Below are 24,339 nucleotides of genomic sequence, written 5' to 3' on the forward strand. Positions count from 1 at the left end.
GTGCGTCCGCTGAGGACTACTTCTTGCCCGGCTTCTTCTTACCGGCGATGGCGCGACGCGGGCCCTTGCGGGTACGCGCGTTCGTGCTGGTGCGCTGACCGTGGACCGGCAGACCACGGCGGTGACGAATGCCCTGGTAGCAGCCGATCTCGATCTTGCGGCGGATGTCGCCCTGGACCTCGCGGCGGAGGTCACCCTCGGTGCGGAGGTTGGCGTCCACGTACTCGCGGATCTTGACGAGGTCTTCCTCGGCCAGGTCGCGAACGCGGGCGTCCGGGTTCACGCCGGTGCTGGCGAGGATCTCCTTGGACCGGGTGCGCCCGATACCGAAGACGTAGGTGAGGGCAACCTCCACGCGCTTTTCACGCGGGATGTCAACACCTGAAACGCGTGCCATTCAATGGCTCCAGTTGTTAGATCGGGGGTCTTCCGCAGTGCCACTCCCGACCGCCGACCGCTCCCGTGGAGCAGTGGTACGTCCGGGTCCCCGGCCCCCGCCGGAGGTGTCGTCAGCCGTGGCTTGGACGGGCTCTGCGTATGTACGTAACTACGTGCGTCGCGCGAAGAACTGCGAGATGCAGGCGGTCGTGCGTCAGCCCTGGCGCTGCTTGTGGCGCAGGTTGTCGCAGATGACCATGACCCGACCGTGACGGCGGATCACCTTGCACTTGTCGCAGATCTTCTTGACGCTCGGCTTGACCTTCATGGGATGTCAGGTTCTCCGGGTCAGTGCCATCACCCGCCGAAACGGGGTGCCGGCAAGATCTACTTGTAGCGGTAGACGATCCGGCCACGCGTCAGGTCGTACGGAGAGAGCTCCACCACGACCCGGTCATCCGGGAGGATGCGGATGTAGTGCATCCGCATCTTGCCGCTGATGTGCGCCAGGACCTTGTGACCGTTCTGGAGCTCCACCTTGAACATTGCGTTCGGGAGGGACTCGATCACGGTGCCCTCAATCTCGATGGCACCTTGCTTCTTGGCCACGCTTCGCCTTTCGAATCGGCTACCTTGATCGGCTCTTGCTTTTCGGTGCGCCGTATGCGGACACACTGATGCACGAGAGCCGACGAGTCAGTCTACGTCAGCGGACCCCAAAAGACGAATCCGTCAAGTTTGCCCACTGCCGGTGATCCTTAGACCTGCCGGGAGGGTTGCATCAGCCGAGGGGGTCGGGAGCCGCCGTCACGCCGTACTCCGCCAGCTTCGCCCGGCCGCAGTCCGGGGCGGTCAGGACCAGGGGTCCCTGCTCGGTCAGCGCGATGGAGTGCTCCCAGTGCGAGGACCAGGTGCCGTCCGTCGTGATGACCGTCCAGTCGTCGCTCAGAGTCTCCGTCCGCGCCGTGCCGAGGGACACCATGGGCTCGATCGCCAGGCAGACGCCCGGGACCAGCCTGATGCCCTTGCCGCGCTTGCGGGAGACGTAGTTCAGCAGGTGCGGGTCCATGTGCATCTCGGTGCCGATGCCGTGGCCGCCGAAGTCCTCGATGATCCCGTACTTCCCGGTCGCCGGGCGGGGCTGGCGGCGGATGTAGGACTCGATCGCCCTGGAGACGTCGACGAGGCGGTTGTTCACCTTCATCGCGGCGATCCCGGCCCACATCGACTCCTCGGTCACCCGGGAGAGCTCGACCAGCTCCGGAGCGTGACCGGTGCCTACGAAGGCCGTGTACGCCGCGTCGCCGTGCCAGCCGTCGACGATCGCGCCGGCGTCGATCGAGATGATGTCGCCGTCCTTCAGGACCGTCTTCTCGTCCGGGATGCCGTGGACGACGACCTCGTTGACCGAGGTGCAGATGGTCGCGGGGAACCCGCCGTAGCCGAGGAAGTTCGACTTCGCGCCGTGGTCGGCGATCACCTTGCGGGCGACCTGGTCCAGGTCGTGGGTGGTGGCCCCGGGAACGGCCGCCTCACGGGTGGCGGCGTGAATGGCGGCGACCACCAGGCCCGCCTCGCGCATCTTCGCGATCTGCTCGGGGGTCTTGATCTGCACCATTGCTCGGCGCCTCTCTGCATCGACGGTGACGGGTACGGCTCGGCGTGTTCAACGATAGGGGCGCAAGCAGTCGGCCGCGGCGCCCTGAGGCGCCGCGGCCGGCATGCACTGCGGGTTCGTACGGGGTGACGCTCAGCCCTCGTCGGAGGTCTTCAGCGCCTCCATGGCGCGGGCGGTCACGTCCGCGACCTTGCCCAGCGCGGAGATGGTCACCACCAGGCCCTGGACCCGGTAGTAGTCGATGATCGGCTCGGTCTGCGTGTGGTAGACCTCCAGCCGGGTGCGGACCGTCTCCTCGCTGTCGTCGTCCCGCTGGTACAGCTCGCCGCCGCAGGCGTCACAGACGCCCTCGGTCTTCGGCGGGTTGTACGTCACGTGGAAGACGTGCGCGCTGTCGCCGCGGCAGATGCGGCGCCCCGCGATCCGCTTCACGACCTCGTCCTCGGGGACCTCCAGGTCGAGGACCGCGTCCAGCTTCACGCCCTCGTCCTTGAGCATCACGTCAAGGGCTTCGGCCTGGCCCACGTTCCGCGGGAAGCCGTCCAGCAGGAAGCCGTTCACGGCGTCCGACTGGGCCATGCGGTCCTTGGCCATCCCGATGGTGACCTCGTCCGGTACCAGCTGGCCTGCGTCCATGTAGGCGCGGGCCTGCTTGCCAAGGTCGGTGCCCTGGCTGATGTTGGCACGGAAAAGGTCACCCGTGGAGATGTGCGGAATCGACAGGTTCTGGGCAAGGTACGCAGCCTGCGTTCCCTTGCCGGCACCCGGAGGCCCGACGAGGACGATTCGCATCAGCGGAGGAACCCTTCGTAATTGCGCTGCTGGAGCTGACTCTCGATCTGCTTCACGGTTTCCAGACCCACACCCACGATGATGAGGATGCTCGTCCCGCCGAACGGGAAGTTCTGGTTCGCACCGCCGAAGCCTGCCAACGCCATCGTCGGCACCAGAGCGATCAGGCCCAGGTACAGCGAGCCCGGCCAAGTGATCCTGTTGAGCACGTAGCTCAGATACTCGGCAGTAGGTCGGCCTGCCCGGATACCCGGGATGAAGCCACCATACTTCTTCATGTTGTCGGCGACTTCGTCGGGGTTGAACGAAATGGCCACGTAGAAGAAGGCGAAGAACACGATGAGGACGAAGTACGTCGCGATGTAGTACGGGTGGGTACCGTCCACGAAGTAGTCCTGGATCCAGGTCGCCCAGCCGGCGTTCGAGCCGGAGAACTGGACGATCAACGCCGGGATGTAGAGCAGCGACGAGGCGAAGATGACAGGAATCACACCCGCCTGGTTCACCTTCAGCGGGATGTACGTGGACGTACCGCCGTAGGACCGGCGTCCGATCATGCGCTTCGCGTACTGCACCGGGATGCGGCGCTGGGCCTGCTCGACGAAGACGACGAGGCCGACCATCACGAAGCCGATGAGGATGACGGTGCCGAACTCGATCCAGCCGTCGGCCAGCTTGCCGCTCTCCTTGATGGCCCACAGGGCGCCGGGGAACGTCGCGGCGATCGAGATGAACATCAGGATCGACATGCCGTTACCGATGCCGCGGTCGGTGATCAGCTCACCGAGCCACATGACGGCGGCCGTACCGGCGGTCATCGTGAGGACCATGATGATCGTGGTGAAGACCGACTTGTCCGCGACGATCTGGTCGCCCACGGAGCAGTTCTGGAAGAGCGCGCCGCTGCGGGCGGTGGCGACGAGGCCGGTGCCCTGGAGGATGGCCAGCGCGACCGTCAGGTAACGCGTGTACTGCGTGATCTTCGCCGTGCCGGACTGCCCTTCCTTCTTCAGGGCTTCCAGGCGCGGGATCACGACGGTCAGCAACTGGAGAATGATGCTCGCCGTGATGTACGGCATGATGCCGAGCGCGAAGATGGTGATCTGCAACAGGGCGCCACCGCTGAACATCTGCATCAGACCGAGGAGGCCACCCGAGTCGGCCTGGTCGATGCACTGCTGCACCTTCGCGTAGTCGACGCCAGGGGCCGGGACGTGCGCCCCGAGCCGATAGATCACGATGATGCCGAGCGTGAAGAGCAGCTTCTTGCGCAGGTCGGGCGTCTTGAACGCTCGGGCGAACGCGGTGAACACGGTGCCTCCTGCGACCCCCGCGCTATGCGTCAGAGGCGACGGGTCTGGATGGGACTGGATGGGATCGGATACAAGGCAGCCCTACATCGTAAGGAGGCCACAAAAGATTAACGGCGCCACCCTACCCGGCCCGGGACTGAGCAGGAAACACGCGCCGCACACCGGTGCACCGCCCGTCTCCCGGTCCGCGCCGCGAAAGACCGGCCAAGCCACACCATTTGGGACGTGAACGACCTCGGACTCCCCCACCGCCGGTGCGGTGGACACTCGTTCAACCTTTCCCGAGGCTTTACGGTTCCCGTACAGCGCCACAAACGCGGAAAAGCCTGGCCGGCCGCCTCCGAAGAGGCAGCCGGCCAGGCTCAGTTCTGTCCCGCGGCTCAGACGAGCTCGGTGACCGTACCGCCGGCGGCGGTGATCTTCTCCTTGGCGGAGCCGGAGACGGCGTCAACCGAAACCTGCAGTGCCACGGAGATCTCGCCCTGTCCGAGGACCTTGACGAGGTGGTTGTTGCGCACAGCGCCCTTGGCGACCAGGTCGGCCACCGTGACCTCTCCACCCTCGGGGTAGAGCGTCGCGAGCTTGTCCAGGTTCACGACCTGGTACTCCGTGCGGAACGGGTTCTTGAAGCCCTTGAGCTTCGGGAGACGCATGTGGAGGGGCATCTGGCCACCCTCGAAGCGCTCCGGAACCTGGTAACGAGCCTTCGTACCCTTGGTACCACGGCCTGCGGTCTTACCCTTGGACGCCTCACCACGACCCACACGGGTCTTGGCGGTCTTGGCGCCCGGGGCAGGCCGGAGGTTGTGGGCCTTCAGCGGGCTGTTCTCCGCCATGTCAGTCAACCTCCTCAACCGTCACGAGGTGGCGGACGGTGTGAACCATTCCGCGGAACTCGGGGCGGTCCTCCTTGACAACCGAGTCGTTCAGGCGCTTGAGCCCGAGCGAACGCAGGGTGTCGCGGTGGTTCTGCTTGCTGCCGATGTACGACTTCGTCTGCGTGATCTTGAGGCGAGCCATTACGCACCCGCTCCCGCACGTGCACGAAGCAGAGCCGCGGGGGCGACGTCCTCGAGGGGCAGACCGCGGCGGGCCGCGATCTCCTCGGGACGCTGCAGGCCCTGGAGGGCCGCCACGGTCGCGTGCACGATGTTGATCGCGTTGGACGAGCCAAGCGACTTCGACAGGATGTCGTGAACGCCGGCGCACTCGAGCACGGCGCGCACCGGGCCACCGGCGATAACACCGGTACCGGGGGAAGCCGGCTTGAGCAGGACGACGCCCGCAGCCTTCTCGCCCGTGATCGGGTGAGGGATGGTGCCCTGGATGCGGGGGACCTTGAAGAAGTTCTTCTTGGCCTCTTCGACACCCTTGGCGATGGCCGCGGGAACTTCCTTGGCCTTGCCGTATCCGACACCGACGGTGCCGTCACCATCGCCCACCACGACCAGCGCGGTGAAGCTGAAGCGACGACCACCCTTCACGACCTTGGCGACGCGGTTGATCGCGACGACACGCTCGACGTACGCGGTCTTCTCGGCGGCAGCGCCACCGTCACGGCCCTTCCGGTCCCGCCGCTCGCCGCCACCGGCACCGCTTCCGCGGCGCTGGGGTCCAGCCATTGGATTTACCTCTCTCTGTTACGTCCGCTGTGCGTAGGAACCGGGGCTTAGAACTTCAGCCCGGCTTCACGGGCGGCGTCAGCCAGAGCGGCAATCCGCCCGGCGTACTGGTTACCACCGCGGTCAAACACGACGGCCTCGACGCCTGCGGCCTTGGCACGCTCGGCGACAAGGGCGCCGACCTGCTGGGCCTGGGCGCTCTTGTCACCCTCGCCACCGCGGATCGAGGTGTCCAGGGTCGACGCCGACGCGAGCGTGTGGCCCGCGATGTCGTCGATGACCTGGGCCACGATGTGGCGGTTGGAACGCGTCACGACCAAGCGAGGACGCTCCGGCGAACCGGAGATGTGCTTGCGGACGCGGATGTGGCGGCGCTTGAGGGCGGCACGCTTGTACGCGTCGCCCTTGGCGATCTTCACACCGTATGCCATGGCTACTTACCAGCCTTTCCGACCTTGCGGCGGATGACCTCGCCCGCGTACTTGACGCCCTTGGCCTTGTACGGGTCGGGCTTCCGCAGCTTGCGGATGTTGGCGGCTACCTCGCCGACCTTCTGCTTGTCGATGCCCTCGACGCTGAGCTTCGTGGGCGACTCGACCTTGAAGGTGATGCCTTCCGGAGCCTCGATGAGGATCGGGTGGCTGTAGCCCAGGGCGAACTCCAGGTTGGAGCCCTTCGCCTGGACGCGGTAACCGACACCGCTGATCTCGAGCGCCTTGGTGTAACCCGTGGTCACGCCGGTGATCATGTTCGCCACCAGCGTGCGGGACAGGCCGTGGAGGGCCTTGTTCTGACGCTCGTCGTTCGGGCGGGAGACGTTGAGCACGCCGTCCTCACCCTTGGAGACCTCGATCGGCGCGGCGACGGTGTGCGTGAGGGAACCCTTGGGGCCCTTCACGGCGACCGTACGGCCATCGATGGTGACGTCCACACCGGCGGGAACCTGGATGGGGAGCTTGCCGATTCGCGACATGAGCTTTCCTTCCTTTCCCGACTACCAGACGTAGGCGAGGACTTCCCCACCTACGCCCTTCTTGCCTGCCTGCTGGCCGGTCAGGAGGCCGTGGGACGTGGAGATGATCGCCACGCCCAGACCGCCGAGGACCTTCGGCAGGTTGGTGGACTTTGCGTATACACGCAGACCCGGCTTCGAAATCCGCTTGATGCCGGCGATCGAGCGCTCGCGGTTCGGGCCGAACTTCAGCTCGAGGACGAGGTTCTTGCCGACCTCGGCGTCCTCGACCTTCCAGCCGGTGATGAAGCCCTCCTGCTGGAGGATCTCCGCGATGTGCGACTTGATCTTGCTGTGCGGCATCGAGACATCGTCGTGATATGCCGAGTTCGCGTTACGCAGACGCGTGAGCATGTCTGCGATGGGATCAGTCATGGTCATGAGTTGGCCTTCGGCCTCTCTCGCCGGGGTTTCCTGTATGCGCCATCCCTCTCCCCACTCAGTGGCGGGACGGGTGCGGTGCGGGGACCTACGGCGTAGTAAGTCGGTCTTGGGCGGCAGGCGCCCAACCCTTCAAGCCTACGGCATGAAAGGACGGGCTCCTGCCGACCCAGATGCTTACCGAGAGTCTCCGGAACTTCCCTTCGCCCTAGGGCGGAGGAGAGTTACCAGGAGCTCTTGGTCACGCCCGGCAGCTCGCCACGGTGAGCCATCTCACGAAGGCACACGCGGCACAGGCCGAACTTGCGGTAGACGGAGTGGGGCCGGCCGCAGCGCTGGCAGCGGGTGTACCCGCGAACGCCGAACTTCGGCTTACGGGCGGCCTTAGCGATCAGAGCCTTCTTCGCCACGGTCAGTTCTCCTTGAACGGGAAGCCGAGGTGACGAAGGAGGGCACGACCCTCGTCGTCGTTGGTCGCCGTGGTGACCACGGTGATGTCCATGCCCCGGACCCGGTCGATCTTGTCCTGGTCGATCTCGTGGAACATGACCTGCTCCGTGAGACCGAAGGTGTAGTTGCCACGGCCGTCGAACTGCTTCGGCGACAGGCCACGGAAGTCACGGATACGCGGAAGCGCGAGCGACAGCGTACGGTCCAGGAACTCCCACATCCGGTCACCACGGAGGGTGACGTGGCAGCCGATCGGCTGGCCCTCGCGCAGCTTGAACTGCGCGATGGACTTGCGGGCCTTCGTGACGGCCGGCTTCTGGCCGGTGATCGTGGTGAGGTCCTTGACGGCACCGTCGATCAGCTTGGAGTCGCGGGCGGCGTCGCCCACACCCATGTTGACCACGATCTTGACCAGACCGGGAACCTGCATGACGTTCTCGTACGAGAACTCCTCACGCAGCTTGCCGGCGATTTCCTCGCGGTAGCGCGTCTTGAGACGCGGCGCAGTGGTGGCAGTCATCAGATGTCCTCACCGGTCCGCTTGGCAACGCGGATCTTGTTGCCCTCGTCGTCAAAGCGGTAGCCGACGCGGGTGACAACCTTGTTGCCGTCCTTCTCCACGACCAGCTGAACGTTGCTGATGTGGATCGGGGCCTCGGTGGTGACAATGCCACCCGTCTGCGAACCGCGAGCCGTCTGACCGGCCTTGGTGTGCTTCTTGACCCGGTTGACACCCTCGACGAGGACGCGGTCCTGAGCGGGGTAGGCCACGATGACCTTGCCCTGCTTGCCCTTGTCCTTACCGGTGATGACCTGGACCAGGTCGCCCTTCTTGATCTTCATGCTTACAGCACCTCCGGCGCGAGCGAGATGATCTTCATGAACTTCTTCTCGCGCAGCTCCCGGCCCACCGGGCCGAAGATGCGGGTGCCGCGGGGGTCGCCGTCGTTCTTCAGAATGACGGCGGCGTTCTCGTCGAAGCGGATGTACGAGCCATCCTGACGACGACGCTCCTTGACGGTGCGAACGATGACGGCCTTGACGACGTCACCCTTCTTCACGTTGCCACCGGGGATCGCGTCCTTGACGGTGGCGACGATGACGTCACCGATACCCGCGTAGCGGCGACCCGAGCCACCGAGAACACGAATGGTGAGAATTTCCTTCGCACCCGTGTTGTCGGCGACGCGCAGTCGCGACTCCTGCTGGATCACGTCTATCTCCTGATCGTCTGCCGGTTCCCGGCGGGTGCCTCTCCGTTACCGGGGAGGCACCCCACCGAGCCTGGCGGAACTGACCTGAGGGGAGAATCCCTCAGGAATTACTTGGCCTTCTCGAGGATCTCGACGATGCGCCAGCGCTTCGAGGCCGACAGCGGACGCGTCTCCATGATGATGACGCGGTCGCCGACGCCCGCAGAGTTCTGCTCGTCGTGGGCCTTGAGCTTGTTCGTACGGCGGATGACCTTGCCGTACAGCGCGTGCTTGACGCGGTCCTCGACAGCGACGACGACGGTCTTGTCCATCTTGTCGCTGACGACCAGACCCTCACGGGTCTTGCGGAAACCGCGGTCGGTGTTCGTCTCAGTCACAGTCTTCTCGCTCATCAGGCGCTCTCCACCGTCTCGATGCCCAGCTCGCGCTCACGCATCAGGGTGTAGATCCGGGCGATGTCCTTACGGACGGACTTGAGCCGGCCGTGGTTCTCGAGCTGCCCCGTCGCCGCCTGGAAGCGGAGGTTGAACAGCTCTTCCTTGGCTTCGCGGAGCTTGTTGAGGAGCTCCTCGTCGCCCAGCTCGCGCAGCTCGGACGCCTTGGTACCGGCCGACATCACGACTCACCTGCCTCGCGCCGAACGATCCGGCACTTCATCGGAAGCTTGTGAGCAGCGCGGGTGAGCGCCTCACGAGCAATCTTCTCGTTCGGGTAGGACAGCTCGAACATCACCCGACCCGGCTTGACGTTCGCGATCCACCACTCGGGAGAACCCTTACCGGAACCCATGCGGGTCTCGGCGGGCTTCTTCGTCAGGGGACGGTCCGGGTAGATGTTGATCCAGACCTTGCCGCCACGCTTGATGTGACGGGTCATCGCGATACGAGCGGACTCGATCTGACGGTTCGTCACGTACGCCGGGGTCAGCGCCTGGATGCCGTACTCGCCGAACGCAACCTGCGTGCCACCCTTGGACATACCGCTGCGCTTCGGGTGGTGCTGCTTGCGGTGCTTGACCCTACGGGGGATCAGCATTTCGGTCAGGCCTCCGTTCCGGTGCTCTCAGCAGCCGGAGCAGCGGCGGCGGGAGCGTCGGCCTTGGGGGCCTCGGCTGCCGGCGACTGCTGCGGCTTACGGCCGCGACCGCCACGCTCGCCGCCACGGCCACCGCGGCCGGCCGGGCGGTCGGTGCCGCCACGAGCCGGACGGTTACCGGCGCGGGCCGCGGCGTTCTCGGCGCGAACCTCGGCGATGTTCTTGACGTCGCCCTTGTAGATCCAGACCTTCACGCCGATGCGGCCGAAGGTCGTCTTGGCCTCGAAGAAGCCGTAGTCGACGTTCGCACGGAGGGTGTGCAGGGGCACACGGCCCTCGCGGTAGAACTCCGAGCGGGACATCTCGGCGCCGCCGAGGCGACCGCCGCACTGGATCTTGATGCCCTTGGCGCCGGCCTTCATCGAGCTCTGCATGCTCTTACGCATGGCACGACGGAAGGAGACGCGGGAGGAGAGCTGCTCGGCGACGGCCTGGGCCACCAGCTGAGCGTCCACCTCGGGGTTCTTGACCTCGAGGATGTTCAGCTGGACCTGCTTGCCGGTCAGCTTCTCCAGCTCGCCGCGGATGCGATCGGCCTCGGCGCCACGGCGACCGATGACGATGCCCGGACGGGCGGTGTGGATGTCAACGCGGACGCGGTCGCGGGTGCGCTCGATCTCGACCTTCGAGATGCCGGCCCGCTCCATGCCCTTCGTCATCATGCGACGAATGGCGACGTCTTCCTTGACGTAGTCCTTGTACAGCTTGTCGGCGTACCAGCGGGACTTGAAGTCCGTGGTGATGCCGAGCCGGAACCCGTGCGGGTTTACCTTCTGGCCCATTACCGGGTTCCTTCCTTGCTGCTGACGACCACGGTGATGTGGCTGGTCCGCTTACGGATCCGGTAGGCACGGCCCTGAGCACGCGGACGGAACCGCTTCAGGGTCGGGCCCTCGTCCACGTACGCCTCGCTGATGACCAGCGAAGAGGCGTCGGTGTGGTCGTAGTTGTGTGCAGCGTTGGCGATGGCGCTGTCCAGCACCTTGCCAACCGGCACGCTCGCGGCCTGCGGGGCGAAACGCAGGACCGCCTGAGCCTCCGTGGCATCCATGCCACGGATGAGGTCCACCACTCGGCGGGCCTTCATGGGCGTGACGCGGATGTACCGCGCCTGGGCCCTGGCTTCCATGGTTGTCCCTTCGGTGTAAGTCATAGTCGTTTCCACCCCGCGCTAGCGGCGCTTCGACTTCCGGTCGTCCTTGACGTGGCCGCGGAAGGTGCGAGTCGGCGAGAACTCGCCGAGCTTGTGGCCGACCATCGACTCGGTGACGAACACCGGGACGTGGATCTTGCCGTTGTGCACCGCGATGGTGTGACCCAGCATGGCCGGGACGATCATCGAGCGACGGGACCAGGTCTTGATGACGTTCTTGGTGCCTGCCTCGTTCTGTACGTCCACCTTCTTGATGAGGTGGCCGTCGACGAAGGGCCCCTTCTTGAGACTGCGCGGCATCTAAACCCGCTCCTAGCGCTTCTTGTTCGTCTTGCGGCGGCGGACGATGTACTTGTTGCTCGCCTTCTTGGGAGAACGAGTACGACCCTCCTTCTGACCCCACGGCGAGACCGGGTGACGTCCACCGGAGGTCTTGCCTTCACCACCACCGTGCGGGTGGTCAACCGGGTTCATCGCGACACCGCGGACGGTCGGGCGGACGCCCTTCCAGCGCATGCGGCCGGCCTTGCCCCAGTTGATGTTCGACTGCTCGGCGTTGCCGACCTCACCGATCGTCGCGCGGCAGCGCGCGTCGACCAGGCGGATCTCACCCGACGGCATACGAAGGTGGGCCATGGTGCCCTCCTTCGCCAGCAGCTGCACGGAGGCACCCGCGGAACGGGCGAACTTCGCGCCGCCGCCGGGCCGCAGCTCGATGGCGTGGATGGTCGTACCGACCGGGATGTTGCGCAGCGCCAGGTTGTTGCCGGGCTTGATGTCGGCGCCCGGACCGTTCTCGACACGGTCACCCTGCGACAGTCCACGGGGAGCGACGATGTAACGCTTCTCGCCGTCCGCGTAGTGCAGCAGCGCGATGCGCGCGGTGCGGTTCGGGTCGTACTCGATGTGCGCGACCTTGGCCGGCACGCCGTCCTTGTCGTGACGACGGAAGTCGATCACTCGGTAGGCGCGCTTGTGGCCACCACCCTGGTGGCGAACGGTCACACGACCGGCGTTGTTACGGCCGCCCTTGCTGTGCAGAGGGCGGACCAGCGACTTCTCCGGCGTGGACCGCGTGATCTCGACAAAGTCGGCGACGCTGGAGCCACGACGGCCCGGGGTCGTCGGCTTGTACTTGCGGATACCCATTTCTCAGTCCTCGTCCGATTCCGGACGACTCGACCTCCGTCAGGAGGTCGGGCCGCCGAAGATGTCGATACGGTCGCCCTCGGCGAGGGTCACGATGGCGCGCTTCGTGTCGGAGCGCTTGCCGAAGCCGGTCTTGGTGCGCTTGCGCTTACCCTGCCGGTTGATCGTGTTGACCCCGGTGACCTTGACCGAGAAGACCGCTTCCACGGCCTGCTTGATCTGGGTCTTGTTGGAGCCGGGCGCGACGATGAACGTGTACTTGTTCTCGTCGAGCAGCGCGTAGCTCTTCTCGGAGACCACGGGCTTGACGAGAACGTCACGCGGGTCCGAGTACGTCTTGCTGGTTACGGTCGCCTCGCTCATCAGGCGTCGCTCCCTTCGGTCTCAGCGGTCTGGGGGCCAGACACGAAGGACTCGAAAGCGGCCTGGGTGAAGACCACGTCGTCAGAGACGATCACGTCGTACGTGTTGAGCTGGCCCGGCTCCAGGATGTGCACCTGGGGCAGGTTGCGCGCGGACAGCCACGCGGCCTCGTCGGCGCGGTCGACGACCAGGAGCAGGTTCTGGCGCTCCGAGATCTTGCCGAGCAGCGTCTTGGCGGCCTTCGTGGAGGCGGCACCCTCGACCACGCCGGTGACGACGTGGATGCGGGAGTGACGGGCCCGGTCCGAGAGGGCACCGCGCAGGGCGGCGGCCTTCATCTTCTTCGGGGTCCGCTGCGAGTAGTCACGCGGCTGCGGGCCGTGGACGACGCCACCACCGGCGAACTGCGGGGCGCGGGTCGAACCCTGACGGGCGCGGCCGGTGCCCTTCTGGCGGTAAGGCTTCTTGCCACCACCGCGGACTTCGCCGCGGCGCTTGGTCTTGTGCGTGCCCTGACGGGCAGCCGCCAGCTGAGCGACAACGACCTGGTGGATCAGCGGAACGCTGGTCTTGGCGTCGAAGATCTCCGCGGGGAGGTCGACGGTACCGGCCTTGTCGCCTGCCGGCGAAAGGATGTCAATGGTGCTCATTACCTCAAGCCCCCTTGGCCGCGGTACGGACCAGGACGAGGCCGCCGTTCGGACCGGGGACCGCGCCCTTGATGAGGAGCAGACCCTTCTCCGCGTCAACCGCGTGGATGGTCAGGTTCTGGGTGGTGACGCGCTCGTTACCCATACGGCCCGCCATGCGCATGCCCTTGAAGACACGCCCAGGGGTGGCGCAGCCACCGATGGAACCGGGGGAACGGTGCTTGCGCTGGGTGCCGTGCCCGGCGCCGAGGCCCTTGAAGTTGTGACGCTTCATGACACCGGCGAAGCCCTTGCCCTTGCTCTTGCCCGTGACGTCGACCTTGACGCCGGACTCGAACACCTCGGCAGTGACCTCCTGGCCCAGCGTGTACTCGCTGGCGTCAGGGGTGCGGAGCTCCACCAGGTGGCGGCGCGGGGTGACGTCGGCCTTGGCGAAGTGACCCTTGAGGGGCTTGTTCACCTTGCGCGGGTCGATCTCGCCGAAGGCGATCTGGACCGCTTCGTAGCCGTCGCTGTCGTTCGTACGGACCTGCGTCACGACGCACGGCCCGGCCTTGACGACGGTCACCGGGACGACCCGGTTGTTCTCGTCCCAGACCTGGGTCATGCCGAGCTTCTCGCCCAGGACGCCCTTGATGTTCTTGCTCATCTCGGCCCGTCCCCTCAGAGCTTGATCTCGATGTCGACGCCCGCCGGGAGGTCGAGGCGCATCAGCGAGTCAACCGTCTTCGGCGTGGGGTCGAGGATGTCGATGAGGCGCTTGTGCGTGCGCATCTCGAAGTGCTCGCGAGAGTCCTTGTACTTGTGCGGCGACTTGATGACGCAGTACACGTTCTTCTCAGTGGGCAGCGGCACCGGGCCCGCGACCGACGCACCAGTGCGGGTCACCGTCTCGACGATCTTCTTCGCCGAGGAGTCGATGACCTCGTGGTCGTAGGCCTTGAGCCGGATGCGGATCTTCTGTCCCGCCATGGCTACTAGTAGTCCTGTCTCTCGTAACGCTCTGGAACCCGGGGGTTCTCTGGACTCCTCCTCCGACCCACGCGGTCGGGCGTGTCGCATCCCCTCTACGAAAATCTCCCGAAGGAAATCCCAACCAAGGGGGTGCGGACCCTAGACCGCGGAACCGGGGGTGGAACACCCACCGGGTGCCTGGCCGGCGCCCTGCATTGCTTCCCGGAAGATTCCCGTACGTCCGGCCCATACAGGGCCGACGAGTACTGTGGGACTCGCTTCCGGTCCTCCCGGCGGGAGGCGCGCAGCATTGACACTCAACCGAGCAACCTGGTCAGTGTGCCATACGGGGCGCGGGCCTGGCCAATCGAGCGCAGGATCTTACCCCGCGCGAGGGAGTGCTCAAACGGGGGCGCGCATCCGGCGGTGCCGACATCCGGAACATGAGCTTCCCCCCTGCCGCCCTGGCGTTTTCGGACGGAGCCGAAGAGCCTGTCCGGGCCCTCACCGACTTCGCGATGCTCAGGACCGAGGCGGCCCGGGAACACCAGCCCGGCCGCACCGCGACCCTTGGGGGAACGAATGCGACAGAAGTCCATGGCAAGGACGCTCGTCAGTCTCACCGCAGCCGCCGCTATCGCTGCGGGAGGTCTGGCCGGCGCGGGCACCGCCTTCGCGGCACCCGCCCAGCAGGCCCCGGCGGTGGTGAGCGCCGACGTGGGGGCGCTCGCGACGGTCAACCTGGGCCTGAGCACGGCACAGGCCCAGAGCGTCCAGCGCGCGCTGAGGGCCCGCTGGGGCTACGGCGGCGACATCGACGGGCAACTCGGCACCAACAGCTGGAAGGCGATGCAGCGCTTCCTGAAGAAGAAGCACGGATACGGGGACAGCATCGACGGGATCGTCGGCCCCAACACAGTGAAGGCCCTCCAGCGCTTCCTCCGGATCTACGACTACAACGGCGCGATCGACGGCGTGGCCGGATCCGGTACTCAGGCGGCCTTCAAGCGGATGTCCGGGTACTGCCCCAACGGCTGCCTGCTCGCCTGACCGCCCCACAGCACGGCGTCCGCCCGGCCCGCGGCAGCACTCCGCGGGCCGGGCGGACGCGCTTCCATGAGTCCCTCCGAAAACGGCTCGGCCCCTCTCGCGCCGCTTTGCCCCGCGCGGCCTCTCCGCCGCAGCATGGCAAGGCAGGGCTTCCCGCACGGACCGAGGAGGCCCAGGGCACTCGGGGGGAACGCATGCTCCGTATCCACTTCACCGACGCCGACCTGGCCAGAACCCGCGTGGCCGCCGGGCCCGACCCGCTGTGGGAGATCTGCACGAGCCTGCACCGGTTCCAGACCCGCCAGGGCCGCTGGGCCTACGCCGACTGGTACCGCACGGCCCGTGACCGGGTACACGCCCAGGACTTCGCCCGTACTCTGCGCACCTTCCTGCTGCCCCTGGTCCCCCGGGCCTCCTACTTCCCCGACTTCCTGACCCCGCGCGAGGCCGCCGACGGGCTCGACAGCGGGCTGGAAGCCATCCTGGCCGCTGCGCCGGGCCGGGTCCTGGACGAGGTGGGCATCCTCGGGCGCACCAGCGGAGCACCCGCGTGGGCGCCACGCCTGGCCGAGCGGGGCATGCGGAAGGACCTGGTCCGGGCGCTGCGCACCTACTACGACACGGTGATCGCACCGCACGGCGACCAGACCCTGGCCCGGATCGAGGCGGAGCGGTCCGCCCGCGCCCGCTCGGTCCTCGACCACGGGACCGAGGGGGCCCTGCAGGATCTGGGGCCCTGCCTGCGGTGGCAGCACCCCGTCCTGCACACCGTCTATCCCGAGGACCGCGATCTGCTGCTGAACGGCCGCGGTCTCCGGCTCATCCCGTCGTACTTCTCCTGGGGCAACCCGGTGACCTTCGCCGAGCCGTCGCTCGAACCGGTCCTGATCTACTCCCTCAGCCACGAGCCGCACCACTCCACGCTCCCCGGGGACCTCGGCTCCGGCGCACCCCTGGCGACGCTGCTCGGGCGCACTCGCGCCGCCGTCCTGCGGGCCGCCGCCCACGGCGCCACCACCGGCGAGCTGGCCCGCTTCGCCGGGGTCTCCGCCTCGTCCGCCAGCCAGCACGCCACCACGCTCCGGGACAACGGCCTGATCGTCAGCCACCGCCAGGCCTCCTGCGTCCTGCACACCCTCACCCCGCTCGGCGCCGCTCTGCTGCGGGGCAGCGGGGGCGGCACAGACCGCCGGGCGACAGCACCGACCTGACCACGACCGCCCTACGACAGCGGCAGGAACCCGAGGTGAGCGCCGGGCCGGGCCCTGCGCCCGCAGCGCACACGCCCGGTACAAAGAAGAGCAAGCGGCCGGGCTACAGCTACACGCTCCAGGGGTCAAGAAGAAGGCCGCCCCGAGGCGGTAAGCGAAGCCGAAGGTGGAGCCCAAGCCGGAGGACGGGGTCCAGGGCCGGGTTCTTCCGAGGATGACAGCAGCGTGCCCCCGCCCGGCTTCGGCCAGGAGTGGGGGCGTGAGTGCGTGCGAGGTCAGCGCCCGGCGGCGTACGAGACGAAGCCTGCCCATGCGGCAGGCGCGACGGCGATACGTGGGCCTTGGACCTTGGAGTCGCGGACATGCACGGCGGCCGGGGCGGTTGCGACCTCTACGCAGTCGTTGGGGTTGCTGCTGTCGCTGTAGCTGCTCTTGAACCACCGCAGCTCAGATGCTCCCCCGGCAGAGGGCCTGTAGGTCATGTCTCTCCCAGCACTTGCTCGATGAAGGCCCGGGACTCCTCCGGTGTGAGAGCCCGAGCCTGAGTGATGCCGTACCGCAGTTCAAGAATACGGAGTTGCTTCGGATGTGAGATAGGCCTGCCCGCAAACTCGTCATCCGCCCGCCCCACAGCCGAGCCGTCAGCGAACTTCAGCACTTGGATCCGCCCGCCCGTTCCGGGGTGATCCCACCGGGAGGTCGGCATCACCTGAATATCCACGAAGGGCAACTCACCTAGCCGGAGCAGGTTTTCGAGCTGTCGCCGCCACACCTCCACGCCGCCGATCGGACGGCGCAGTGAGGCCTCTTCCTGAACGAAGCTGAGCTCAGGGGCAGGCACTCGGTCGAAGATGGAATGCCTGGCCATGCGTCCGGCCAGAGCGCGCTCCAGCTCGTCCGGCGGCAGAACGGGGCGTCGCGTACCGAGCAGCGCCCTGGCGTACTCCTCCGTCTGCAACAGACCGTGCAGGTTGTGGCTGCCGTACGCGGCGAGCTCGACGGCCCTGGCCTCCAGCCTCGCCAAGTCCCGGATCTTCTTCGGATACCGCGCCTCCGCGACGTCCGCCTTCATCGCCGCGAGCTTCCCGCCCGCCCCCAGCACGACGTCCGCGCCGTCGAGGAACTCCGGGCGGGGGATGCGCCGGCCGCCCTCCACCTTGTAGATCAGGTCCTCGCCATACCCCATCGCCGCGGCGAACTCGCCCGCCCGCATCCCCGCGGCCTCGCGCCACGCCCTGATCTGGCGGCCCACGGCGGCGACCACCGCCACGCCCGACTCGTCGTCCGGATCGACCTCCCACCCGGGCTCGTCCGCCCCGCCGCCCACGTCCCCCGTACCGCCCCCGCGCTCCGTACCCTCGCCAACCACGCTCATGCGAGCCCCACTTCCGACGTGCGTGCCGTTCCCACCTCAACGGTGTCCGTTCCCTGTGCGTCACCCCCGACAGCCCGGACAAGGCCGGACAAGCCCCAGACAGTCACCGTACGCAAGGACTCCGTCACTGTTCACGGTACGCAGGGGCGGCCACGCTGAGTGACATGAATCAGGAAATCGTCCGCACGCAACACCCGTCCCCCACTTGGACGTTCAGCGTCCTGCTCTCCCCCACCCGCCGAGGCGCCCGGCTCGCCCGGCTGCTCACCGTGGCCCATCTCGGCGCCTGGGGGTTCCCGTCGGAGTCGGCGGCGCACATCGTCGGCGAGCTGGCGGCGAACGCCTCGGTACACGGCCGCGTCCGAGGCCGGGACTTCCAACTCAGCCTCGTCGTCAGCGGGCGAACGCTGCGGATCGAGGTCACCGACACCCGGGGCGACAGCGTCCCGCCCGGACCCGGTGCCGTCAAAGCACCCGAGGACGACTACGCGGAGAACGGGCGCGGGCTCCTCATCGTCGAGGCCCTGGCGGACCACTGGGGCGTCGTCCCCGGCCCCGTGCCGCGCAAGACCGTCTGGGCCGAACTCGACCTCGTACGGTGACGATCGCCACCGAGTCGTGCGCGGGCGCGACCCGGTACCCCGCGAAAGACCCCCACCGGATCGCGCTCCACCGCGACGCGGTGACCCGCGACATCAACTACTCAAAGAACCAGGAGAAATAACCCCACCCGACCCAACCCGGCTTTCACCTGACAACCCCCGAGGGCCCGTCACTCACACGGGTGAGGTTTGCCAACTCAGCTGGATTTCGTACCGGTTGGCAGGCATATGCTCACGCCACCAGAGCACATACGTCGGCCCCCGGCCGGGACTGGAATCCCGATCGAGGGCCTGACCACCAAGGAAGAAGACAGCTTCCCGATGGATACCCAGCAGAATACTGCGCTCCTGCGCGCCCTGACAGAGCTTCCCGGACCTCTCCCCACCTCCGGCGTGATCCACGTCGTCATCCGGCACACCGACCGCTTCACCGTCGTCGGCAACGACCTCGCCCAGCACCCCGGTCTCAGCACGACCGCCGTGGGCTTCGCCGTACGCATCCAGTCACTGCCCCAGGGCGCCGAAGTCGGCATCAAGGCCCTCGCCGCCCGCTTCCCCGAGGGCGAGAGGCTCATCGCCGCCGCCCTGCGCGAACTGGAGGCCCACGGCTACCTGCAACGGGCCCGTGAGCGCCTGCCGAACGGCCGGATCGTCACCCGCACCGTGTACTGCAACCAGCCCTCAGCCCTGCTACGCCCCCTGAACGCGGCCCCGCATCAGCCCGCCACCCGGCAGACCCCGCAACCGGCTCCTCCGCCGGACCGGAACCCGGCACGGGTCCCGGCCCCCGCGCCCCCGCCCCGGCTCGTACCAGCCCTGACGCTCCCAGCCCGGCCCGTGCCGGTCCCGGCGACCACACCCCAGCCCGTACCGGTCCCGGTGCCCGCCCCCGAGCCCTTACCGCCCCTTGCCACCACGCCCCCGCGCGACGACCCCGCACCACCGCCCCGGCCTCGGCCGACCGTCCCACCCGTCCCGCCTCCGACCGCCCCCAAGCCGCCGCCCCGGCCGCTCCCGCAGCCACGCGAGCTCACCCCGGAGCTGCACCGCGCCGCCACCGCGCTCCTGGCCGACCTCCGTCGCCACACACCGGAGTTCACCCTCTCCGAGGACGACATCCAGCAACTCGCCCCGGCAGTCGCGGCCTGGCTGGAACGCGAAGCCCACCCCGACACCATCCGCCACGTCCTCACCGACGACCCGCCCCGCCCCCTCAGGCAGCCCGCGAGGCTCCTCAAGCACCGGCTGACCGCCCTGCTGCCCCCACCGCTCCCCGGTGTCCACGACCTCGCCGTGCCCGCCCGCCGCGTCACCTTCACGCCGTTCCAGACCTGCGACGGCTGCGAACGCGCCTTCCGCTCCCCCACGCCAGGACGCTGCCGCGACTGCCGGACCGGCCACGCGCAGGCCGCCGCCTGACCTGTCTGTGAGCACAGTGCCTGGGCAATCGGCCACTCGCCGACGGCTCTGAACCCGTCCAGGCCCACTCACCGGTTCGGGCCTTCAAGCGCGTCCGGCGAGGCCGTCGGCAAACTGGCCCTCGGGGAGGACAGGACCGGGTTTTGGCGGTAGCGGTCAGCGGGCGTTGAGCTGATTCGGGATGCCGGAGGCGCGGAGTTCCTGCAGGTCGGGGATGTGGTGTGGTACGGGGTTGTTGAAAGGCCTCGGTTGTTGAAGGGGTTTTTGAAGGTTGAAGGCTCTGCCGGTGTTCTGACGGCCCGCCGGGTGATCTTCAGAAAACGATGGTTTTCTGAAGAGCCCAGGAGTGCCGTGGTACCTAACGGCGGGGTCCGTGCTGGTGACGCCCACTCGCTCTCGGTGGGACCGAACGCCTGACGTGCTGGGCGGTCAGGCGCGCAGGAAGTGGATGGCTTCGCAGGGCCGGCAGCGGTGCCCGACCGGGCCTGGGCCCGGTGATCTTGCGCGTCTCCTCCAGGTCCCGCAGGGCGGGCGCCTTCGAGCCCAGCCCGTACCGGGCCAGCGCCGCCATCCGCGACGCCGGCACCCCGCCGGTGTCCACCAGGCCCGCGCCGAGCGCACGCACCTCCCGGGCCCGGTCCAAGGCCTCGCGGCGCCCGACACCCGCACCGGTCCGGACCGCAACCGCTCCAGCTCCGAGACCCGCTTCCCGTGCGGCACCCTCAGCAGCTCGCGCATCGCCTGTCGCAGCTCGCCCGGCACCGCCGCATCCAGCGTCCGGTACAGCTCGGCCATCTTCTGGGCCCGTGTCTCGGCCACCAGCCGGGTCAGCGTCGTGATCCCCGGCAACAGCACCCGGTCGTCCACCAGCCACACCACCGCGCGGTCGAACAGAGCACGCGGCCCCTCCACCGACGCCCACACCCGCGCCGCCAGGAACGCCCGCACGTCCGGCTCGGCGGAGAAGCACTCCCGGTAGCCGTACTCCTCGCGGATCTCCCAGCTGTGCTCGTACGCCGTCTTCGGCCGGCCTCCCTACTCGGCCAGGACCTCCGGGCCCACCCCGAGCTGCTCAGCGACGAAGGCCACGGTCGACGCGGGCACCCCGGCCGGGTCGTCCAGCAGGAACGTGCCGAGCATCCGCACCGTCCCCCACTGCACCGTCCCCCACTGCACCGCCCAGCCCAGCCGGGTCGCATCCCGACGCTTGGCGGCCGCGAGCTCCCGGGCCCGGGCATCCAAACGGAAGAACTGCTCCAACTCGCCCGGGGTGAGCTCGGCAAGGAACCGGCCGTAGCAAGAGACCTGGTCATCAGACAGAAAATCAACTGGCACGAGGCGGAACGTAGGACCGTTGAGCATGCCAAACGGCCCGAGTCACCGAACCGGTACCGAGATCATCGGTCTACCGCCAAAACCCGGACCGATCCTCCCCGCAGGCCAAACTGCGTCGGCCCTACGCCCGGCGCATGAGCTCGTCCCCGTCCATGATCGAGCCGCTCCTACTGATCGCCCCGGCGCATGTAGGGAGGCGGCCACTCACGTTCCCAAGCAGCGGAAACACGGATGACGGCCTCTCCGTGGGTCCGGGTCACGCCGGCCCCCGCCTCGTGATCGTCCGGTGTCAGAGCAACCACTGCGTCTCCGGCCTGCGCCGCCTCCTCCGCGCTCGGCTCCCGCGTCTGCCAACCGTGCTCCCGCAGCGAACGCACCATGTGATGGAAGGCGCGCTCCGCGGACGGAGCGTCCACGCAGGTGTACGTCCACTGGTGATCGGCGTAGCACGAACCGTCCTGCGGACGCACGAGAACGGCCGGCTCCTCGCTGGAAGGCCGTCCGTCGACAAGGCTGTCCAGGATCTGGCTCGAAACGGCTCGCACTCCGTTCATTGCTTCCTGGCGTTCCCGCAGTTCTGCATCGGTCCGGGGAGCCGGGTGGCCAAGGGACGATGGCACCGGTTCCCTGTCCCAGAAGCAGGGAGAGGTGACGCCGACACTCAGCTGGCCGCCCATCCCCATCGCTACCTGCATGAGGAAGTCGTCGGGCTTGCTCCTCAGGTTGGCTGCTACCACGCGACGACCGTAATCCGGCGCGGCGTCGACAACGTGACCAGCTTCCTTCCAGTTCCCGAAGACCTTGCGGACGACACTTTCTGCTGATTCTCGCGGAATGCCTTTCAGCCAGTAGTTCCGCGTCACGGTGACACGCTCCTCGGATCCACCATCACTGGGTTCCTTGCAGGACTTCACGCCTCCCCCGAACGACTCAAGCGTCGGCTCGGGAGTCACCCCGTGAATGGCTTCGCGAATCAGTGCCTCAGCAGTTCGCTCCGCCTGATTCATGTCCATTCCCGTGCCTCCATTCCGAGCAGCGGAACCACTCGATTCACTGCGTCCTACAGAATCGTCACCACTTGCGCCGCACCCGGCCGCGAGAAAAGAAATACTGACGATCAGGCAGAGCAGACGCCCAGTTTTCACTCCGGTTCCGCCCCACTCATCGGATACTCGCCGTTCACGATCAGCGCCATATTTTTCAGGGATTCAGAGTTCTCATCCCAGTAGAGGCTGTGTGCAGCGAACGGAGGCCACTTGCTTCCGTCTTGCACTCCGAACTGCTGCCCACCAAAACCTGGGTCTGTGGGGTCAACCCCAAAGGGTCGCTCTCCCCAGCTCCAGGGATTGTAGATGGATCGCGTCGGCAGGCTCGCCACAACATCGTTTCGAGACTTCCCCGCCCACACGTTCTCCGGCGGAAGATTCAAGTCAGCCGCATGATCCACGCCGACTCCCGGGCTGCCGACAAAAATAGCGGCATCAACGGGCGGAGTCTCGTCCCCGGAGAGCATCTTCCCAGAAACCAGTGACCCGTAACTGTGCCCCACCAGGGTGTCGTTAGCAGGTTCGCCCCGATGCGAAGCCTGCAAACCGTCCAGAAAATCGTTGAGGACCGGCGCCCCGTCATTCGCCAAACCCTCCTTGGCTACCGCCACAGGGTTCTGAGGCGCATCGTACCCCAGCCACATCAGTGACGCGTATTTCTTTTCCGGATCGCCCAGCGCAACCGCTTGACTGTAAAGACTCTCTGCCCTTTCGATATCACCTCCGACTGTTTCGAGCTTGGTGTTCATGCCAGGCACGTACGTCATCACGTTGTCTGCCTCATCGGGGTTTCCGACCGAAACTATGGCACGCCCATTTTTTTCGGTGTCGATCCCGAGGAGATACAGCTCGGGAATTCCCTTCTCTCCTGTGGAGTCGAGGTGCTGCTGCACCTGATTCAGGCCAGCCAGCTTCTTGTCCATATCTTTCAATCTGTTCTCGATGGAACGGTTCATGAACCGCCCGTCCTGCGTAATAAAGTCCCGCATCAAAATCAATCGCTCACGTTCCATCTCCCATCTGGCAGAGGTGGCTCGCAAGGTGTACCTATTCCCTTCATCACGAATCTCCGAAGGTAGCCCGTCCAGAGTTCCTACGGTGGCAATATTGAGCGAAGCATAGTCACCCCTCTGCTCCTCAGTAAGCCCGGCCCACCACGCCGCATTCTCCTCGGGAGTTCCATCCTTGGGTGGCTCGAGAATGAGGTTCAGATAGTCTTTGGCACCCTTGAGAGTGCCTCTCACGTCGTGTCGAGTATTAATCCAATCGCGATTGGATACCGTAAGGTCATCATCCGCTTCCAGGCTCTTTAGCTTCGCCGACCATTTCGCATCCACCTCGGTGGCCTCTTTTATGGCCGCGGCGATACGGTTGGCGTAAGTTTGAGCCACATTGTGGTTCGGGTTGATACCGGGCCCTTGCACCAATGCGGCACCACCCGACACGGTGCCGCCTGGGATGCTCTCACTGCCCGGCGACCCGCTCCAGGCCCCGTAACTGACCGACCCGTCTTCTCGAACCCCGAGGCGGGCGTCCGTCGCATCTCCGACCGCGAGGTCGAGTTTGACTTTGGCCAGCCGCAGTTCCAGAGCGAATGCATTGAGTGCGGCACCGATCAGACCGCACTCGACCTGTGCGTATTGAAAATTCTTGGAAAGCTCCCGAAGTTGCGTTACGGCAGCGTTGAGCGCTTCACCGTGGAGGGATTTCTGCATTCCAGGAATAATCTGATTGTAGAGCTCATCCTTGGCCTGACTGGCCATATTTCCAGCCTCGCGGTACCCATCCGCCGCGTTCTCGAAATCAGAGATCTTGAGAGTTTTGAGAGTTTCGTAGTCCACAGCCCGGATCACCGATCCCGACTGCCGTGATCGCCGCTATCGGTATCTTTGTACTTCTTGGCCAATCCATCAAATGCGGCGCAAATCGCGTCGTCGTTCTTGAACTGGTCGTTCCCTACCTTCTCCAACAGGCCCTGCAGAGCACCGCATCTGTCACGTACCCCCGTGAGGTACTCGGTCCAAGATTGGTACACGTCTTTCTGCGCTGCCCCGCTAATGTCCTGAGTCGTTAATTCGTGTGCAGTATGCGGCGAGGGTGTCGAGGATGTCGTCGGCGGTCTTTGTCCAGATGAACGGCTTGGGGTTCTTGTTCCAC

36 protein-coding genes and 1 pseudogene are annotated in these 24,339 nt (G+C 66.5%); 5 read left to right on the forward strand and 32 right to left on the reverse strand.

Translation table 11 applies throughout. The features are described from left to right. Positions 1 to 16: 16 nt before the first annotated feature. From rpsM to rpsJ, 27 genes are all read right to left on the reverse strand, one after another. Positions 17 to 397, reverse strand: a complete 381-nt coding sequence (gene rpsM / locus IG90_RS0108315) for a 30S ribosomal protein S13 (RefSeq protein WP_007446719.1) — start codon at positions 395 to 397, stop codon at positions 17 to 19. 195 nt (positions 398 to 592) lie between these two features. After that, positions 593 to 706: a 50S ribosomal protein L36 gene (rpmJ, locus tag IG90_RS0108320; RefSeq protein WP_003956441.1), complete on the reverse strand. Its 114-nt coding sequence runs from the start codon at positions 704 to 706 to the stop codon at positions 593 to 595. A 59-nt stretch (positions 707 to 765) separates the two neighbouring features. Beyond that, entirely contained in the window at positions 766 to 987 is a 222-nt protein-coding gene (gene infA / locus IG90_RS0108325) for a translation initiation factor IF-1 (protein WP_003956442.1), read from the reverse strand. 172 nt (positions 988 to 1,159) lie between these two features. Then, the gene (gene map / locus IG90_RS0108330) at positions 1,160 to 1,996 is read right to left on the reverse strand and encodes a type I methionyl aminopeptidase (protein WP_030579856.1); all 837 of its coding nucleotides are present in this window, start codon (positions 1,994 to 1,996) and stop codon (positions 1,160 to 1,162) included. Positions 1,997 to 2,128: 132 nt separating this feature from the next. Beyond that, positions 2,129 to 2,788 carry an adenylate kinase gene (locus IG90_RS0108335; RefSeq protein WP_030579859.1) on the reverse strand — a complete coding sequence of 220 codons (660 nt, stop codon included), beginning with the start codon at positions 2,786 to 2,788 and terminating at the stop codon, positions 2,129 to 2,131. Beyond that, positions 2,788 to 4,101 (reverse strand): preprotein translocase subunit SecY, encoded by a 1,314-nt coding sequence (secY, locus tag IG90_RS0108340; RefSeq protein WP_030579862.1) that lies wholly within the window; start codon positions 4,099 to 4,101, stop codon positions 2,788 to 2,790. The genes IG90_RS0108335 and secY overlap by 1 nt, the downstream gene beginning before the upstream one ends. A 380-nt stretch (positions 4,102 to 4,481) precedes the next feature. Further along, positions 4,482 to 4,937, reverse strand: a complete 456-nt coding sequence (gene rplO / locus IG90_RS0108345; protein ID WP_003966942.1) for a 50S ribosomal protein L15 — start codon at positions 4,935 to 4,937, stop codon at positions 4,482 to 4,484. A gap of 1 nt (position 4,938) precedes the next feature. Beyond that, a complete protein-coding gene (gene rpmD / locus IG90_RS0108350) occupies positions 4,939 to 5,121 on the reverse strand; it encodes a 50S ribosomal protein L30 (protein ID WP_003966943.1) in 183 nt (60 codons plus the stop codon). Beyond that, positions 5,121 to 5,723 (reverse strand): 30S ribosomal protein S5, encoded by a 603-nt coding sequence (rpsE, locus tag IG90_RS0108355; RefSeq protein WP_030084329.1) that lies wholly within the window; start codon positions 5,721 to 5,723, stop codon positions 5,121 to 5,123. The genes rpmD and rpsE overlap by 1 nt, the downstream gene beginning before the upstream one ends. Before the next feature lie 47 nt (positions 5,724 to 5,770). Continuing rightward, positions 5,771 to 6,154 (reverse strand): 50S ribosomal protein L18, encoded by a 384-nt coding sequence (rplR, locus tag IG90_RS0108360; RefSeq protein WP_015610732.1) that lies wholly within the window; start codon positions 6,152 to 6,154, stop codon positions 5,771 to 5,773. A gap of 2 nt (positions 6,155 to 6,156) precedes the next feature. Next, positions 6,157 to 6,696 carry a 50S ribosomal protein L6 gene (gene rplF, locus IG90_RS0108365; protein ID WP_030579867.1) on the reverse strand — a complete coding sequence of 180 codons (540 nt, stop codon included), beginning with the start codon at positions 6,694 to 6,696 and terminating at the stop codon, positions 6,157 to 6,159. A 21-nt stretch (positions 6,697 to 6,717) separates the two neighbouring features. Beyond that, on the reverse strand, positions 6,718 to 7,116 hold the full coding sequence (gene rpsH, locus IG90_RS0108370; protein ID WP_007446728.1) for a 30S ribosomal protein S8: 399 nt from the start codon (positions 7,114 to 7,116) through the stop codon (positions 6,718 to 6,720). A gap of 224 nt (positions 7,117 to 7,340) precedes the next feature. Beyond that, complete coding sequence (locus IG90_RS0108375) at positions 7,341 to 7,526, reverse strand: type Z 30S ribosomal protein S14 (RefSeq protein WP_003948630.1); 186 nt, start codon at positions 7,524 to 7,526, stop codon at positions 7,341 to 7,343. Between the two features lie 2 nt (positions 7,527 to 7,528). Then, complete coding sequence (rplE, locus tag IG90_RS0108380) at positions 7,529 to 8,086, reverse strand: 50S ribosomal protein L5 (protein ID WP_003966948.1); 558 nt, start codon at positions 8,084 to 8,086, stop codon at positions 7,529 to 7,531. After that, a complete protein-coding gene (gene rplX, locus IG90_RS0108385; RefSeq protein WP_007446729.1) occupies positions 8,086 to 8,409 on the reverse strand; it encodes a 50S ribosomal protein L24 in 324 nt (107 codons plus the stop codon). Before rplX ends, rplE begins: the two co-directional genes overlap by 1 nt. 2 nt (positions 8,410 to 8,411) lie before the next feature. Next, complete coding sequence (gene rplN / locus IG90_RS0108390) at positions 8,412 to 8,780, reverse strand: 50S ribosomal protein L14 (protein WP_003966950.1); 369 nt, start codon at positions 8,778 to 8,780, stop codon at positions 8,412 to 8,414. A 107-nt stretch (positions 8,781 to 8,887) separates the two neighbouring features. Beyond that, the gene (rpsQ, locus tag IG90_RS0108395; protein ID WP_018960204.1) at positions 8,888 to 9,172 is read right to left on the reverse strand and encodes a 30S ribosomal protein S17; all 285 of its coding nucleotides are present in this window, start codon (positions 9,170 to 9,172) and stop codon (positions 8,888 to 8,890) included. Next, positions 9,172 to 9,396, reverse strand: coding sequence for a 50S ribosomal protein L29 (rpmC, locus tag IG90_RS0108400; protein ID WP_003966952.1), 225 nt, complete (start codon positions 9,394 to 9,396; stop codon positions 9,172 to 9,174). Before rpmC ends, rpsQ begins: the two co-directional genes overlap by 1 nt. Then, the gene (gene rplP, locus IG90_RS0108405; protein WP_003966953.1) at positions 9,396 to 9,815 is read right to left on the reverse strand and encodes a 50S ribosomal protein L16; all 420 of its coding nucleotides are present in this window, start codon (positions 9,813 to 9,815) and stop codon (positions 9,396 to 9,398) included. The genes rpmC and rplP overlap by 1 nt, the downstream gene beginning before the upstream one ends. A gap of 5 nt (positions 9,816 to 9,820) precedes the next feature. After that, positions 9,821 to 10,657 carry a 30S ribosomal protein S3 gene (gene rpsC, locus IG90_RS0108410; RefSeq protein WP_030579870.1) on the reverse strand — a complete coding sequence of 279 codons (837 nt, stop codon included), beginning with the start codon at positions 10,655 to 10,657 and terminating at the stop codon, positions 9,821 to 9,823. Further along, on the reverse strand, positions 10,657 to 11,004 hold the full coding sequence (gene rplV / locus IG90_RS0108415; protein WP_004571827.1) for a 50S ribosomal protein L22: 348 nt from the start codon (positions 11,002 to 11,004) through the stop codon (positions 10,657 to 10,659). The genes rpsC and rplV overlap by 1 nt, the downstream gene beginning before the upstream one ends. Before the next feature lie 42 nt (positions 11,005 to 11,046). After that, a complete protein-coding gene (gene rpsS / locus IG90_RS0108420; protein WP_003966956.1) occupies positions 11,047 to 11,328 on the reverse strand; it encodes a 30S ribosomal protein S19 in 282 nt (93 codons plus the stop codon). A 12-nt stretch (positions 11,329 to 11,340) separates the two neighbouring features. After that, positions 11,341 to 12,177, reverse strand: a complete 837-nt coding sequence (rplB, locus tag IG90_RS0108425; protein ID WP_018510594.1) for a 50S ribosomal protein L2 — start codon at positions 12,175 to 12,177, stop codon at positions 11,341 to 11,343. A 39-nt stretch (positions 12,178 to 12,216) separates the two neighbouring features. Further along, the gene (rplW, locus tag IG90_RS0108430; protein ID WP_007446738.1) at positions 12,217 to 12,540 is read right to left on the reverse strand and encodes a 50S ribosomal protein L23; all 324 of its coding nucleotides are present in this window, start codon (positions 12,538 to 12,540) and stop codon (positions 12,217 to 12,219) included. Then, on the reverse strand, positions 12,540 to 13,190 hold the full coding sequence (gene rplD, locus IG90_RS0108435) for a 50S ribosomal protein L4 (RefSeq protein WP_003966959.1): 651 nt from the start codon (positions 13,188 to 13,190) through the stop codon (positions 12,540 to 12,542). Before rplD ends, rplW begins: the two co-directional genes overlap by 1 nt. A 4-nt stretch (positions 13,191 to 13,194) precedes the next feature. Continuing rightward, a complete protein-coding gene (gene rplC, locus IG90_RS0108440) occupies positions 13,195 to 13,839 on the reverse strand; it encodes a 50S ribosomal protein L3 (RefSeq protein WP_003966960.1) in 645 nt (214 codons plus the stop codon). A gap of 14 nt (positions 13,840 to 13,853) precedes the next feature. After that, positions 13,854 to 14,162, reverse strand: a complete 309-nt coding sequence (gene rpsJ, locus IG90_RS0108445; protein WP_003948644.1) for a 30S ribosomal protein S10 — start codon at positions 14,160 to 14,162, stop codon at positions 13,854 to 13,856. A 579-nt stretch (positions 14,163 to 14,741) separates the two neighbouring features. Between rpsJ and IG90_RS0108450 the strand changes: the two genes are divergently transcribed. Next, entirely contained in the window at positions 14,742 to 15,194 is a 453-nt protein-coding gene (locus IG90_RS0108450) for a peptidoglycan-binding domain-containing protein (RefSeq protein WP_233435953.1), read from the forward strand. 194 nt (positions 15,195 to 15,388) lie between these two features. Beyond that, on the forward strand, positions 15,389 to 16,405 hold the full coding sequence (locus tag IG90_RS0108455) for an ArsR/SmtB family transcription factor (RefSeq protein ID WP_030579879.1): 1,017 nt from the start codon (positions 15,389 to 15,391) through the stop codon (positions 16,403 to 16,405). Positions 16,406 to 16,680: 275 nt separating this feature from the next. Here IG90_RS0108455 and IG90_RS41675 read toward each other — a convergent pair whose 3' ends face one another. Together IG90_RS41675 and IG90_RS0108460 are read right to left on the reverse strand one after the other, a co-directional pair. Next, positions 16,681 to 16,887: a DUF397 domain-containing protein gene (locus IG90_RS41675; protein WP_078585244.1), complete on the reverse strand. Its 207-nt coding sequence runs from the start codon at positions 16,885 to 16,887 to the stop codon at positions 16,681 to 16,683. Beyond that, positions 16,884 to 17,780: a helix-turn-helix domain-containing protein gene (locus tag IG90_RS0108460; protein WP_030579883.1), complete on the reverse strand. Its 897-nt coding sequence runs from the start codon at positions 17,778 to 17,780 to the stop codon at positions 16,884 to 16,886. The genes IG90_RS41675 and IG90_RS0108460 overlap by 4 nt, the downstream gene beginning before the upstream one ends. 164 nt (positions 17,781 to 17,944) lie before the next feature. Here IG90_RS0108460 and IG90_RS0108465 point away from each other — a divergent pair, with 164 nt between their 5' ends. The 3 genes from IG90_RS0108465 (at position 17,945) to IG90_RS0108475 (ending at position 19,801) form a co-directional block, all read left to right on the forward strand. Beyond that, the gene (locus IG90_RS0108465; RefSeq protein WP_030579886.1) at positions 17,945 to 18,382 is read left to right on the forward strand and encodes an ATP-binding protein; all 438 of its coding nucleotides are present in this window, start codon (positions 17,945 to 17,947) and stop codon (positions 18,380 to 18,382) included. Then, a complete protein-coding gene (locus IG90_RS46650; protein WP_267958689.1) occupies positions 18,379 to 18,504 on the forward strand; it encodes a hypothetical protein in 126 nt (41 codons plus the stop codon). The genes IG90_RS0108465 and IG90_RS46650 overlap by 4 nt, the downstream gene beginning before the upstream one ends. A gap of 199 nt (positions 18,505 to 18,703) precedes the next feature. Next, positions 18,704 to 19,801: a hypothetical protein gene (locus IG90_RS0108475; protein ID WP_030579891.1), complete on the forward strand. Its 1,098-nt coding sequence runs from the start codon at positions 18,704 to 18,706 to the stop codon at positions 19,799 to 19,801. A 429-nt stretch (positions 19,802 to 20,230) separates the two neighbouring features. On the opposite strand, the pseudogene IG90_RS45640 reads toward IG90_RS0108475, so the two are convergent. From IG90_RS45640 to IG90_RS41685, 3 genes and pseudogenes are all read right to left on the reverse strand, one after another. Next, positions 20,231 to 21,163 (reverse strand): annotated as a pseudogene (locus tag IG90_RS45640) (DUF4158 domain-containing protein). Between the two features lie 140 nt (positions 21,164 to 21,303). Further along, positions 21,304 to 22,149: a hypothetical protein gene (locus IG90_RS0108485; protein ID WP_124264586.1), complete on the reverse strand. Its 846-nt coding sequence runs from the start codon at positions 22,147 to 22,149 to the stop codon at positions 21,304 to 21,306. A gap of 128 nt (positions 22,150 to 22,277) precedes the next feature. Then, entirely contained in the window at positions 22,278 to 24,023 is a 1,746-nt protein-coding gene (locus IG90_RS41685; RefSeq protein ID WP_078585242.1) for an alpha/beta hydrolase, read from the reverse strand. Positions 24,024 to 24,339: the final 316 nt, after the last annotated feature.

This window comes from Streptomyces anulatus, assembly GCF_000721175.1.
GTDB classification, from domain to species: Bacteria; Actinomycetota; Actinomycetes; order Streptomycetales; family Streptomycetaceae; genus Streptomyces; species Streptomyces anulatus_C.

Coding starts and splice junctions, on each gene's coding strand:
- rpsM (WP_007446719.1), bottom strand. CDS start 397: ATGGCACGCGTTTCAGGTGTTGACATCCCGCGTGAAAAGCGCGTGGAG.
- rpmJ (WP_003956441.1), bottom strand. CDS start 706: ATGAAGGTCAAGCCGAGCGTCAAGAAGATCTGCGACAAGTGCAAGGTG.
- map (WP_030579856.1), bottom strand. CDS start 1,996: ATGGTGCAGATCAAGACCCCCGAGCAGATCGCGAAGATGCGCGAGGCG.
- IG90_RS0108335 (WP_030579859.1), bottom strand. CDS start 2,788: ATGCGAATCGTCCTCGTCGGGCCTCCGGGTGCCGGCAAGGGAACGCAG.
- rplO (WP_003966942.1), bottom strand. CDS start 4,937: ATGGCGGAGAACAGCCCGCTGAAGGCCCACAACCTCCGGCCTGCCCCG.
- rpmD (WP_003966943.1), bottom strand. CDS start 5,121: ATGGCTCGCCTCAAGATCACGCAGACGAAGTCGTACATCGGCAGCAAG.
- rpsE (WP_030084329.1), bottom strand. CDS start 5,723: ATGGCTGGACCCCAGCGCCGCGGAAGCGGTGCCGGTGGCGGCGAGCGG.
- rplR (WP_015610732.1), bottom strand. CDS start 6,154: ATGGCATACGGTGTGAAGATCGCCAAGGGCGACGCGTACAAGCGTGCC.
- rplF (WP_030579867.1), bottom strand. CDS start 6,696: ATGTCGCGAATCGGCAAGCTCCCCATCCAGGTTCCCGCCGGTGTGGAC.
- rpsH (WP_007446728.1), bottom strand. CDS start 7,116: ATGACCATGACTGATCCCATCGCAGACATGCTCACGCGTCTGCGTAAC.
- rplE (WP_003966948.1), bottom strand. CDS start 8,086: ATGACTGCCACCACTGCGCCGCGTCTCAAGACGCGCTACCGCGAGGAA.
- rplX (WP_007446729.1), bottom strand. CDS start 8,409: ATGAAGATCAAGAAGGGCGACCTGGTCCAGGTCATCACCGGTAAGGAC.
- rpsQ (WP_018960204.1), bottom strand. CDS start 9,172: ATGAGCGAGAAGACTGTGACTGAGACGAACACCGACCGCGGTTTCCGC.
- rpmC (WP_003966952.1), bottom strand. CDS start 9,396: ATGTCGGCCGGTACCAAGGCGTCCGAGCTGCGCGAGCTGGGCGACGAG.
- rplP (WP_003966953.1), bottom strand. CDS start 9,815: ATGCTGATCCCCCGTAGGGTCAAGCACCGCAAGCAGCACCACCCGAAG.
- rpsC (WP_030579870.1), bottom strand. CDS start 10,657: ATGGGCCAGAAGGTAAACCCGCACGGGTTCCGGCTCGGCATCACCACG.
- rplV (WP_004571827.1), bottom strand. CDS start 11,004: ATGGAAGCCAGGGCCCAGGCGCGGTACATCCGCGTCACGCCCATGAAG.
- rpsS (WP_003966956.1), bottom strand. CDS start 11,328: ATGCCGCGCAGTCTCAAGAAGGGGCCCTTCGTCGACGGCCACCTCATC.
- rplB (WP_018510594.1), bottom strand. CDS start 12,177: ATGGGTATCCGCAAGTACAAGCCGACGACCCCGGGCCGTCGTGGCTCC.
- rplW (WP_007446738.1), bottom strand. CDS start 12,540: ATGAGCGAGGCGACCGTAACCAGCAAGACGTACTCGGACCCGCGTGAC.
- rplD (WP_003966959.1), bottom strand. CDS start 13,190: ATGAGCACCATTGACATCCTTTCGCCGGCAGGCGACAAGGCCGGTACC.
- rplC (WP_003966960.1), bottom strand. CDS start 13,839: ATGAGCAAGAACATCAAGGGCGTCCTGGGCGAGAAGCTCGGCATGACC.
- rpsJ (WP_003948644.1), bottom strand. CDS start 14,162: ATGGCGGGACAGAAGATCCGCATCCGGCTCAAGGCCTACGACCACGAG.
- IG90_RS0108450 (WP_233435953.1), top strand. CDS start 14,742: ATGGCAAGGACGCTCGTCAGTCTCACCGCAGCCGCCGCTATCGCTGCG.
- IG90_RS0108455 (WP_030579879.1), top strand. CDS start 15,389: ATGCTCCGTATCCACTTCACCGACGCCGACCTGGCCAGAACCCGCGTG.
- IG90_RS41675 (WP_078585244.1), bottom strand. CDS start 16,887: ATGACCTACAGGCCCTCTGCCGGGGGAGCATCTGAGCTGCGGTGGTTC.
- IG90_RS0108460 (WP_030579883.1), bottom strand. CDS start 17,780: ATGAGCGTGGTTGGCGAGGGTACGGAGCGCGGGGGCGGTACGGGGGAC.
- IG90_RS0108465 (WP_030579886.1), top strand. CDS start 17,945: ATGAATCAGGAAATCGTCCGCACGCAACACCCGTCCCCCACTTGGACG.
- IG90_RS0108475 (WP_030579891.1), top strand. CDS start 18,704: ATGGATACCCAGCAGAATACTGCGCTCCTGCGCGCCCTGACAGAGCTT.
- IG90_RS0108485 (WP_124264586.1), bottom strand. CDS start 22,149: ATGGACATGAATCAGGCGGAGCGAACTGCTGAGGCACTGATTCGCGAA.